This is a genomic window from Streptomyces sp. NPDC005004 (genome assembly GCF_053600675.1).
This window is the reverse complement of record NZ_JBSGAH010000008.1, coordinates 307,598-318,434: the sequence shown is the minus strand read 5'-3', so window position 1 is coordinate 318,434 and position 10,837 is coordinate 307,598. Positions and strand designations below refer to the sequence as shown.

Genomic DNA, 10,837 nt, shown 5'->3' with positions numbered 1-10,837 from the left:
AGATCTTCCGCAGATCCCGCATCAGCCCCATCCGCATGACCGTCATCGCAAAAGCCGTCCTCACCCTGGAGAGGCAACGCTGAAAACGCTCAGTGACCGTCGACCTGGACGGGGTGCTGGTGAGTGCCCATTCCGACAAGGAGGACGCCGCCCCGCCCTGGAAGGGGAAAGGGCCTCCATGACCGCACACCGAAAGGCCGATGCCGCGTAGACGGCCCGGTGCTTTGCGCGCCGAACGATGCGGCCCACGCGCCTGGGAGGACTTGCCCCTGATCGGATCCACGGGCTCTCTGCCCACCACCAGGGTTGATATCGGGGAGGGCGCCGGCGGCGACCGACAGTGACCGGCGAGTCACTCGCGTCCGCGGCGAACCCCCAGCTCACGCCCCCCGCCAAGAACGAGTTTCCGCGGAAGGCTGGCCGTACGGCAAGATGGGGTGTATCTGCCCACTGCCAGATTTCAAGCTGCCGGACGGTTTCTCTTGGCTGAGTTCATTTACACCATGCGCAAGGCGCGCAAAGCGCACGGCGACAAGGTGATCCTCGACGACGTCACCCTGAGCTTCCTGCCGGGGGCGAAGATCGGTGTCGTCGGTCCGAACGGTGCCGGTAAGTCGACCGTGCTGCAGATCATGGCGGGGCTGCAGCAGCCCTCCAACGGTGACGCCTTCATCTCCCCCGGTTACAGCGTCGGCATCCTGCTCCAGGAGCCCCCGCTGAACGAGGAGAAGACGGTCCTGGAGAACGTCCAGGAGGGCGTCGCCGAGATCAAGGGCAAGCTCGACCGGTTCAACGAGATCGCCGAGCTGATGGCGACCGACTACTCCGACGCGCTGCTCGACGAGATGGGCAAGCTCCAGGAGGAGCTGGACCACGCCAACGCCTGGGACCTCGACGCCCAGCTCGAGCAGGCCATGGACGCGCTCGGCTGCCCGCCCGGCGACTGGCCCGTCACCAACCTCTCCGGTGGTGAGAAGCGCCGCGTCGCGCTCTGCAAGCTGCTCCTCGAGCAGCCCGACCTGCTGCTCCTCGACGAGCCCACCAACCACCTCGACGCCGAGTCGGTGAACTGGCTGGAGCAGCACCTCGCCAAGTACCCGGGCACCGTCGTGGCCATCACCCACGACCGGTACTTCCTGGACAACGTCGCCGAGTGGATCCTCGAGCTCGACCGCGGCCGCGCGTACCCCTACGAGGGCAACTACTCCACGTACCTGGAGACCAAGCAGACGCGTCTGAAGGTCGAGGGCCAGAAGGACGCCAAACGCGCCAAGCGGCTCAAGGAAGAGCTGGAGTGGGTGCGGTCCAACGCCAAGGGCCGCCAGGCCAAGTCCAAGGCCCGCCTCGCCCGCTACGAGGAGATGGCGGCCGAGGCCGACAAGATGCGGAAGCTGGACTTCGAGGAGATCCAGATCCCGCCGGGCCCGCGCCTGGGCAACATCGTGGTCGAGGTCAACGACCTCAACAAGGCGTTCGGCGAGAAGATCCTCGTCGACGACCTGAGCTTCACGCTGCCGCGCAACGGCATCGTCGGCGTCATCGGTCCGAACGGCGCCGGCAAGACCACGCTGTTCAAGATGATCCAGGGTCTGGAGATCCCGGACTCCGGGGACATCAAGGTCGGCGAGACCGTCAAGATCAGCTACGTCGACCAGAGCCGCGAGAACATCGACCCCAAGAAGACGCTGTGGGAGGTCGTCTCCGACGGCCTCGACTACATCAACGTCGGCCAGGTCGAGATGCCGTCCCGTGCCTACGTCTCCGCGTTCGGCTTCAAGGGCCCGGACCAGCAGAAGCCCGCGGGCGTGCTGTCCGGCGGTGAGCGCAACCGCCTCAACCTCGCGCTCACCCTCAAGCAGGGCGGCAACCTGCTGCTCCTCGACGAGCCCACCAACGACCTCGACGTCGAGACCCTCTCCAGCCTGGAGAACGCGCTCCTGGAGTTCCCCGGCTGTGCCGTGGTCGTCTCCCACGACCGCTGGTTCCTGGACCGGGTGGCCACGCACATCCTCGCCTACGAGGGCGACTCCAAGTGGTTCTGGTTCGAGGGCAACTTCGAGTCGTACGAGAAGAACAAGATCGAGCGGCTCGGCGCCGACGCCGCCCGCCCGCACCGCGCCACCTACAAGAAGCTGACCCGGGGCTGATCTCACCTTGCGCCACATCTACCGCTGCCCGCTGCGCTGGGCGGACATGGACGCGTACGGCCACGTCAACAACGTGGTGTTCCTCCGCTATCTGGAGGAGGCCCGTATCGACTTCCTGTTCCGTCCGGACAAGGACTTCAAGCAGGGGTCGGTCGTGGCGCGACACGAGATCGACTACAAGCGGCAGCTCGTCCACCGGCACGCGCCGGTCGACATCGAGCTGTGGGTCACCGAGATCAGGGCCGCGTCCTTCACCATCACCTACGAGGTGAAGGACGACGATCTCGTCTACGTCCGGGCGTCCACCGTGATCGTCCCGTTCGACTTCGAGGCCCAGCGGCCGCGCCGGATCACCGCGGAGGAGCGCGAGTTCCTCAGCGAGTACACCGACGACGGCGGCGAAACCGGCGCGGGTGACGAGGAGGAGGCCGTCGCCGCATGACGGTGCTCCATCTCGCCGACGAGAGGGAGGCGGCGGACCTCGGCGCCTTCCTCTCCCGGCTGCTCCATTACGACCGCGGAGCGGCGGTGCGTCTCCAGGCGGCCGGCACGGCGCTCGCCGTGTTCGGCCGGCCGCCGTCCTTCGAGGTGCTCGCGATCCGCGCGGCCAGGCTCGCCAAGCCCTACGAGGACGGGCTCGACGTCACCCTCGACGCGACCGTCTCCGCCGGTGAGCTGCTGGAGTCCCTGGACGACCGGGCGGCCACCGCCGCCGTTCCCGCCGCCGTCACGGGACCGCCGTGGGCCGGGCTGCTGCCGCCGCGCGGCGGCTGGCGTCCCGAGCCGGGGCTGCCCGCCCCGGAGGAACTGCGCCGTACCGTCGGCCGGTCGGTCGCGGAGTTCCGCGCCCGCACCGAGGAACTGGCCCCCGAGGCGCGCACCCGCGCCGAACTGGACCGTACGGGACGGGAGATCTGGTCCCGCGAGATCGGTACGACCCGGCTCCCGCTGCGCGCCGTCCACGCGGCGCACTCGCTCGGCTTCCTGCGCCCCGGCACCGGCGCGGAGGACGTCGTCCTGCTGTCCTCGGGCACCTGGCTGAGGCTGCGCACGCCGTACGGCTCGGTCGCCGTGCGCGGGGCGGGTCTCGGCGCGCTCGGCGTCAGCGTGCGCTGACCTTTTCCGGGGGCTCTTCGGAGCCCCTTTTCGGGCTTCAGCCCTCGGTGTTGACCATCGAGGCGGCGGCGTACGTGAGGTAGTTCCACAGCGTCCGCTCGTGCTCCTCGGAGAGCCCCAGCTCGTCCACGGCGACCCGCATGTGCTTCAGCCAGGCGTCGTGCGCGGCCCGGTCCACGGCGAACGGCGCGTGCCGCATCCGCAGCCGGGGATGTCCCCGGTTCTCGCTGTAGGTGCTCGGACCGCCCCAGTACTGGATGAGGAAGAGCGTCAGCCGCTCCTCGGCCGGACCCAGGTCCTCCTCCGGGTACATCGGCTTGAGCAGCGGGTCCTCCGCGACGCCCTCGTAGAAACGGTGGACGAGCCGCCGGAACGTCTCCTCCCCGCCGACCTGCTCGTAGAAGGTCTGCTCCTGAAGCGTGCCACGCCGGATCTCATTCACCCGTCCATGGTCTCAGACGGGGTGACCGAGGACCTGGGTCGTAGGACCCCTGCCCGGTGCCGTGCGGCGAGGTGCCGTGCCAGGGGGCACCTCCCGGCCGGAGGCCGGCGGAGTCGCGGGCCCGCGAAGACCGGGGAGACGCCCCCTAGGACGCGGTCGGCTCGGTGGCTCGCGTACGCCGTTGCCGGTCCAGTTCGGTGTAGCGGGCGCGCATCGCGTCGCTGGCGGCCGGGCCTGCGCTGAAGACGTACGCCTCACTGTCGTCGAGGCGTTTGCCGGTGCGGGCGTCGACCACCACCGGCTCGGACTCCTGGCCGGTCTCGGTGTCGATCAGGATCATGGAGCGGTCCTGGGGGTCGAGGTGCCGGTTGCCCCAGGCGGCGAGGGCGACGATCACGGGGCGCAGGGAGCGCCCGAGGTCGGTGAGGACGTACTCGTGGCGGACGGGGTTCGTCTGATACGGGCGCCGCTCCAGCAGACCGTCGCCGACCAGGGTCTTCAGGCGTGCGGTGAGCATGCTGGTGGAGATGCCGAGGCTCTGCTGGAACTGGTCGAAGCGCGTGTAGCCGTCGAAGGCGTCGTGCAGGATCAGCAGCGTCCACCACTCGCCCACGTGCCGCACCGTGGTCGACAGCGGGCACTCGCGGTCCTCCAGCCTGATCCGGTTCGGCATGGCACTCTCCTTGGTTACTGCTAAAGTCGAAGTTACTGGCTTCTATTCTAGCAGTGACCGGGTTCCCGGCACCGAGCCATGTCGCCATCTCCCTGTCTGCGAGGCACCCCCATGTCCGAAACCCCCGACACCGTCGAACTGCCGGAGGCCGTCGAGCGCTATCTCCGGGCGCACGACGCGCACGACGTCTCCGCCACCCTGGCCACGTTCGCGCCCGGCGCCACCGTCACGGACGACGGCCAGACCTACGAAGGAACCGTCGCTCTCACGCGCTGGCTGGAGGGGACGGCCGCCGAGTTCACGTACACGACCACACTCGTCGGCGCCGAGAGCGACGGGCCCGGCCGGTACACAGTCGTCCAGCACCTGGAGGGCGACTTCCCCGGCGGAACCGTCGACCTGCGGTACCGCTTCGTTCTCGACGGCGGGCTGATCAGCCGGCTCGACATCGCTCTCTGACAACGGTCTGGAAATCGAGGAAACATGAAAACCTGGTTCATCACCGGCGGGACCCCCGGCGGTTTCGGCCTGACCTACGCCGATGCCGCTCTCGAACGCGGCGACAACGTCGTTCTCACCGCCCGCCGCCCCAAGCTGCTCGACGACTGGGCCGCCCGCCACGGCGACCGGGTGCTCGTCCTGCCACTGGACGTCACCGACGCCGATCAGATCCGCGACGCCGTCCGCACGGCGGAGGATCGCTTCGGCGGCATCGACGTCCTGGTCAACAACGCGGGGCGGGGCTGGTACGGCTCCGTCGAAGGCACGGCCGAGGCCGACGTGCGGCGGTCCTTCGAGCTGAACTTCTTCTCCGTGACGGGACTCCTGCGTGCCGTCCTTCCGGGTATGCGCGCCCGGCGCGGCGGCTGGATCGTCAACATGTCCTCCGTGGCCGGACTGCGAGGCGTCCCGGGCTTCGGCTACTACAGCGCCGCCAAGTTCGCCGTCGAGGGTCTCACCGAGGCGCTGCGCGAGGAGGTGGCCCCCTTCGGCATCAAGGTCCTGGCCGTCGAACCCGGCGCCTTCCGGACCCACGCGTACACCGCCTTCGCCGACGAGTCGGTGTCCGAGACGGTCGATGCGTACGCACCGTTCGTCGAGTCGGTCCGTGAGGCGATGATCGGGCAGGACGGGCGCCAGCCGGGAGATCCGGAGCGGGGGGTGCGAGCCGTCCTGGAGGCGATGGATCAGGAGAAGCCTCCGCGGCGCATCGTGCTGGGGGCGGCGGGGTACGACGCCGTCCACGAGCAACTGGAGGGCATGATCGAGGAGTTGCGCGCCCACGAGGATGCCTCTCGGGGTGCGGACTTTCCCCCGGGTCAGTAGCCGCAGACGCTCGCGGCCCGCAAGGCCCTGACGCGGCCTGCTCCTGAGAGGGGGTCGCCATGAAGTCGAGACCACCGCTGCCGGTGACATACGACGAGGTGGTGGCCACCGCGCACGCCGCGTCTCAGGGGCGGCCCCTCCCCCACCCGCCACCCCGGAAGCCGCCGCCGAGGCGGAACGAACCACCGGCTTCCCGACGCCCCCGCTCCTGCGCCGCCTCCCCACCGAGGTGGCCAACGGCGGCTTCGGCCCGGACGAGGGCCTCCTGGGCGCCCGCGGCGGTCACGATCTCCGACCGGCGGCGGGCGGCTCGGCCGGGCTCCGGCAAAAAGCGGCGGGCGCTGAAAATAGGGCGCGGACCTACTTCCTACGTCGCCGCCCTGCCCGCTTCTTCAGCTCGGCCTGCCCCCGCTGCGTCCAGTCCCCCTGGTGGCGATAGCAGCGCGCCGTCCCCTTCACCGTCTTGTTCTGGCAGCGGCCTCCAGCCTCCGTAGGCCAGCCGCACTTCCCTTGCTTCCACTCCCCCACAGTCCACCCCCAGGCAGCTCACGGCATGTGTCGCCCCCAGGGTGCGCGACCACGCGAACGTACGGCAGGGCGCGAGGCGGGCGGCATCGGTGCCACACGCGCACGCCGGTCGGTACGTCGAGGCGCCCGAACCCGGCACCAGCGGAAAAGGTGACGCGAACTGTCACCTTTGGCGTGCACCGTGGTGGCATGGAGAACGACACCACCCCCCAGGACGCCCCCCGCCCCCTCACGAACCGGATCGCCCTCGTCGCCGGAGCCACCCGGGGCGCCGGCCGCGCGCTCGCCGTGGAGCTGGGCCGCGCCGGAGCCACCGTCTACGTCACCGGCCGCACCACCCGCGACCGCGTCAGCGAGGTCGGAAGGGCCACGGAGACCATCGAGGAGACCGCGGAGCTGATCGACGCGGCCGGGGGCACCGGGATCGCCGTCCCGACCGATCACCTGGACGAGGACCAGGTACGCGCCCTCGTCGAGCGGATCGACCGGGAGCAGGGCCGGCTCGACATCCTCGTCAACGATCTCTGGGGCGGTGAGCACCTGCTCGTCGGCTCGGTGTTCGGGAAGAAGAGCTGGGAGACGCCGCTCGCGGACGGCCTGCGCATCCTTGAACTCGGGGTGCGGTCACACGTGATCACCGCGGCGCTCGCCCTCCCGCTGCTGGTCCGCTCGGACGCGCCGCTGCTGGTGGAAGTCACCGACGGCACGGCGGAGTTCAACCGCCGTTACCGCGACAACCTCTACTACGACCTCGCGAAGACCGCCCCCATCCGGATCGCCTACGGACTGGGCGAGGAACTGGCGGAGTACGGAGGTACCGCGGTCTCCGTGACGCCGGGTTTCCTGCGCTCGGAGCAGATGCTCGCCCACTTCGGTGTGACGGAGGAGAACTGGCGCGACGCCGCGGCGAAGGAACCGGACTTCGCCATCGCCGAGTCGCCGTACTACCTCGCCCGCGGAGTCGCCGCGCTCGCCGCCGACGCGGAGAGGGCGGCCCGCTGGAACCGGAAGTCCGCCTCCAGCGCGGAACTCGCCAAGGTCTACGGTGTACGGGACGTGGACGGCAGCCGGCCGGACGCGTGGGCGTACTTCACCGACAAGTTCGACGGGAAGCCCGGCGCTCCGGACGACTACCGCTGATCCCCCGTCTCCGCGCCGGACCAGCCGTACAGCTCGGCGAGGGCCCGCGCCCGCTCTCGGAAGCGGGCGCGCAGGCCCGCCGGGGCCAGCACCTCCACCTCCGCGCCCAGCTCGGCCAGTTGAGCGAAGGCGACCTCCTCCGACTCCACCGGCAGGTCGAGCGTGACGCGCCCGGCGTCGTCGGGCCCGGTCGCGGAATCCAGCGCCTCGTCGACCCCGGCCGCGTCGACCACGGCGGGCAGCCGACGCAGCCCCCGCTCGGTCACGCGCACGGTGACGGCCGTACGCAGCAGAGCCCGCGCGAACTCGACTGCCTGCGCCTGCCAGTGCGCGGCCAGGTCGAAGGACGGGTCGCGGGCGAACGGTTCGTCCAGGCCCGGAGCGAAGGACAGCCCCGTCACCCGGTCGACGCGGTACGTCCGCCAGGCACCGTCCCGGTCCCGCCCTTCCCCCGGCACGCGACCCACGACGTACCAGACCCCCGCCTTCAGCACGAGCCCGTACGGCTCCAGCAGGCGGGTCACCGTCCTCGGCGGCGCCCCGTCCCGCCCCGGCCGCGCGTACGCCAACTCGACCGCCCGGTCCGCCCACACGGCCCGCGCCAGCTCCGGCAGCGACTCCGGCACCGACGGCTCCCGGAACCACGCCGGTGCGTCCAGATGGAACCGCCGCACCGACGACTCCGCCGCCTCCCGCAGCGACGGCAGCAGCGTCGCCGACAGCTTCAGCCGAGCCGCGCCAGCGGCGTCCGCCAGCCCGAGATCACGCAGCGCCGTGGGCAGACCGGACAGGAACAGCGTCTCCGCCTCGCTGGGATGCAGCGTGGTCAGCCGCGTCCGATGCCCCGGAGCCAGCCGATACCCACCCGCACGCCCCCGCTCGGACCGAATCGGCACCCCGGCGTCCTGCAACGCCTGCGCGTCCCGGATCACCGTCCGCTCGGAAACCTCCAGCTCCCGAGCGATCTCGGCAGCGGTCACCCCGGGCCGCGACTGCACGAGCAGCGCCATACGGATCAAACGAGAGGCACGCATGTCTCAAGGATCCCGGACCGGCGGCTGCCCAGGGGCGTCGCCTACTCGCCCGCCTGCGCCTCTCGCCCGCGCAGGAACACCAGCACCGCCCCGCCGATCACCACGAAGCCGATCGCCACTCCGGCGATCAAGGGAGTGATCGCCGAGCCGCCGGTGGCCGCCAGGTCCGTGCCGGGCGGGGTGTCGGCGGGGAGGGCGACGGGGGTGGGGTCGCTCAGGGTCTGGGTGGACTTGGTGGTGATGACGCCCTGGGTCTTGCAGTCGAGGACGCCGGTGAAGCGGCGGCTGAAGTCGTTGGGACCGGTGACGGTGAAGTCGTAGGTGCGGTCTTCCTGGAGGGGGACGGAGACCGTGGTCGCGGTTCCGGCGGCCACCGTGTGCTCCTCGCCCATCAGCTCGAAGGTGAACGGCTGGTCGCCCTTGTCGGCGACGGTGACGTCCACGCCGCCCTTGGCGCAGTTCGTGCGGGCCGAGACCGCGGGGATCGCGCCCTCGGCGGCCCAGGTGGCGCTCGCCGTCGCGGAGACCGTGGACTCGCTGGAGCCCGCGAGGATCTGGGTCTGGCTGCGGGAGTCGGAGGCGAAGGCGCGGCCGACCGGCACGGTGGTGGACGCCTGGACGGTGAGCTGGGTGGAGCCGTCCGGCGCGTCCTCGGGGATGTCGAAGTACAGCCGGCTGCCGTCCCGCGCCGAGGTGATCACCTTGCCGGTCTTGTCGATGATCCGTACTCCGGCGGCTGCCGCGTCCCCGGGCGGGGTCACCGTCACGGTGCCGCCGTTGGTGTGCACGGTCACCGGTCCGAGCAGGTCACCGGCGTGCCCGGAGACGGCGGGCGGGTCCAGCGTCAGGGAGGACCGCGGCTCGGCCGTGTCGCGCGCGCTCTTCTGGAGGTAGTCCGCGAGCTTCTCGGCGTCGGCGTCCACCGCGTCGACCTTCGCGCCGTCCGAGTAGCGCCAGATGGCCACCTGGGTGCCTGCCGCCGCGTCCTGCTCGGTCAGCGTCCGCGCCCCGGCCTTGCGGGCGAGCGCGGCGAGGTCGTTGACCTGGGGGTAGGAGTTCTCAAGGATCCAGCGGATGCGCCCGGCGTCCTTGTTGGTGCCCAGCGAGGTGCCGCTCCAGGGGGTCTCCTGGTAGTGCGCGTCGCGCTGGGTGGGGTTGTGCAGGTCGACGCAGTACGTCTGGAGGGTGCCGCCGCCGTCCACGGACATCTCGAACAGGCCCGCGGGGACCGTCAGATCGGTGCCGTCCTCGTGGATCACGGCCTCGCCGTACGTCTTGAGGCCGTTGATCGTGGCCGTAGCCCCGCCCTGAGTCTGCGGAGCCTCGTCGGCCAGGGCCGTACCGGCGCCAGACAGCACACCCACCGCCGCCAGGCCGGAGACCAGGACCACCGCTCCGACACGGGCGGGCACGGCGGACCGGGTTATCCCAGAGAACGCACCAAGCACAGAATTCCCCTTCGAGCAGGACCTGTTGGACGTGGGGGACGGTCCCACCAGCAGAAATCGGCTGCCCCAAGGGGGCACGCCCGGCATCCTATGGATCAACGCGGCCGCACTTGCCGGGTCCGGTCTCCGGAGGCCGATCCGAGCCGCAATCGTTATCGCGAACGTTGAGAACGAACCGGGCTTGTCGACAAATCCACCGGTCGGTAAGGGTGGGAAGCGGATGTTCCGCATGTTCGACCCGTTCGGCACTCATGCGCCGATAAGCCGCGGCTCCGCTCCGAGGCCGCCCACGGACGCTGACAGCCCATCAGCCGGATTCGGCTGACATTCCGTCATGTCACTCCGGCCGCCTCGGCCGGACTTTGCCCGACCTCCTCCGTCGGTGGCGTCTCCCACTCGGGCTCGGGACGTGTCGCGGCGCGAGGTGGCGTGTCCGGCCGGGCCGAGCGCCGGAAGGCCGCCGTACCGCGTGCCAGGTCGTGCCCGATCGCCACCGCGTCGATGTCGGCCGACGCCCAGTTCTGCTGACCCTCCCGTGTCTCCGAGCGCACCTTCAACCTGCCGTGGACCACGACCGGTTGTCCCACCTCGACCGACGCGGCCACGTTGACCGCGAGCTGCCGGTTGGCCCACACCGTGAAGAAGTTGGTGTGCCCGTCCGTCCAGGCGCTCTTCTCGCGGTCCCAGTAGCGCGAGGTCACCGCGAGCCGGAACCTGGCCGACGGTCCCGCCGCCATGTCCCGGTACAGCGGCTGGGTCGCCACGTTGCCCACCACGCACACCAAGGTCTCGTTCATCCCGAACCCCTCCTCACCCGGCGCCAGAACGCCGGGCCGTCCCCCGTACGAGCCCTTCCCGTACGGCCTGCGTGCGACCAGACTGCACCCGCTCCGCCGACCTCCGCCGAGCTCTGTGGACCACCTCCGGACCTGTGGAAAACCCCGCCACCCGAGTGGGTGACGGGGCTTCCCGCCGACGAGCGC

At 70.6% G+C, this 10,837-nt stretch carries 11 protein-coding genes and 1 pseudogene; 7 read left to right on the top strand and 5 right to left on the bottom strand.

Going from position 1 to position 10,837, the window contains the following annotated elements; all coding sequences use genetic code 11:
- The 4 genes and pseudogenes from ACWEEU_RS14415 to ACWEEU_RS14400 all read left to right on the top strand — a co-directional run.
- Nucleotides 1–83 (top strand): annotated as a pseudogene (locus ACWEEU_RS14415) (IS5/IS1182 family transposase); the annotation flags it as partial.
- Nucleotides 84–482: 399 nt separating this feature from the next.
- Entirely contained in the window at nt 483–2,147 is a 1,665-nt protein-coding gene (gene ettA / locus ACWEEU_RS14410; protein WP_385743683.1) for an energy-dependent translational throttle protein EttA, read from the top strand.
- 7 nt (nt 2,148–2,154) lie between these two features.
- Entirely contained in the window at nt 2,155–2,589 is a 435-nt protein-coding gene (locus ACWEEU_RS14405) for an acyl-CoA thioesterase (protein ID WP_385743681.1), read from the top strand.
- A complete protein-coding gene (locus ACWEEU_RS14400; protein ID WP_385743679.1) occupies nt 2,586–3,263 on the top strand; it encodes a hypothetical protein in 678 nt (225 codons plus the stop codon). The genes ACWEEU_RS14405 and ACWEEU_RS14400 overlap by 4 nt, the downstream gene beginning before the upstream one ends.
- Nucleotides 3,264–3,300: 37 nt before the next feature.
- On the opposite strand, the gene ACWEEU_RS14395 is transcribed toward ACWEEU_RS14400, so the two are convergent.
- Together ACWEEU_RS14395 and ACWEEU_RS14390 are read right to left on the bottom strand one after the other, a co-directional pair.
- Nucleotides 3,301–3,705, bottom strand: a complete 405-nt coding sequence (locus ACWEEU_RS14395) for a globin (protein ID WP_385743677.1) — start codon at nt 3,703–3,705, stop codon at nt 3,301–3,303.
- 145 nt (nt 3,706–3,850) lie between these two features.
- Nucleotides 3,851–4,378 (bottom strand): winged helix-turn-helix transcriptional regulator, encoded by a 528-nt coding sequence (locus ACWEEU_RS14390; RefSeq protein ID WP_385743675.1) that lies wholly within the window; start codon nt 4,376–4,378, stop codon nt 3,851–3,853.
- Nucleotides 4,379–4,489: 111 nt separating this feature from the next.
- Between ACWEEU_RS14390 and ACWEEU_RS14385 the strand changes: the two genes are divergently transcribed.
- The 3 genes from ACWEEU_RS14385 to ACWEEU_RS14375 all read left to right on the top strand — a co-directional run bounded on the left by ACWEEU_RS14385 (nt 4,490) and on the right by ACWEEU_RS14375 (nt 7,372).
- Nucleotides 4,490–4,837, top strand: a complete 348-nt coding sequence (locus ACWEEU_RS14385; RefSeq protein ID WP_451732095.1) for a nuclear transport factor 2 family protein — start codon at nt 4,490–4,492, stop codon at nt 4,835–4,837.
- A 24-nt stretch (nt 4,838–4,861) separates the two neighbouring features.
- The gene (locus tag ACWEEU_RS14380) at nt 4,862–5,704 is read left to right on the top strand and encodes an SDR family NAD(P)-dependent oxidoreductase (protein WP_451732092.1); all 843 of its coding nucleotides are present in this window, start codon (nt 4,862–4,864) and stop codon (nt 5,702–5,704) included.
- A 717-nt stretch (nt 5,705–6,421) separates the two neighbouring features.
- Nucleotides 6,422–7,372, top strand: a complete 951-nt coding sequence (locus ACWEEU_RS14375) for an SDR family oxidoreductase (RefSeq protein ID WP_451732089.1) — start codon at nt 6,422–6,424, stop codon at nt 7,370–7,372.
- Here the strand turns inward: ACWEEU_RS14375 and ACWEEU_RS14370 are convergent.
- The 3 genes from ACWEEU_RS14370 to ACWEEU_RS14360 form a co-directional block, all read right to left on the bottom strand.
- A complete protein-coding gene (locus tag ACWEEU_RS14370; RefSeq protein WP_451732086.1) occupies nt 7,363–8,406 on the bottom strand; it encodes a helix-turn-helix transcriptional regulator in 1,044 nt (347 codons plus the stop codon). The genes ACWEEU_RS14375 and ACWEEU_RS14370 overlap by 10 nt on opposite strands.
- A 41-nt stretch (nt 8,407–8,447) precedes the next feature.
- The gene (locus ACWEEU_RS14365; RefSeq protein ID WP_451732083.1) at nt 8,448–9,854 is read right to left on the bottom strand and encodes a Cys-Gln thioester bond-forming surface protein; all 1,407 of its coding nucleotides are present in this window, start codon (nt 9,852–9,854) and stop codon (nt 8,448–8,450) included.
- Nucleotides 9,855–10,186: 332 nt separating this feature from the next.
- The gene (locus ACWEEU_RS14360) at nt 10,187–10,651 is read right to left on the bottom strand and encodes a single-stranded DNA-binding protein (protein ID WP_451732080.1); all 465 of its coding nucleotides are present in this window, start codon (nt 10,649–10,651) and stop codon (nt 10,187–10,189) included.
- Between the last annotated feature and the right edge of the window lie 186 nt (nt 10,652–10,837).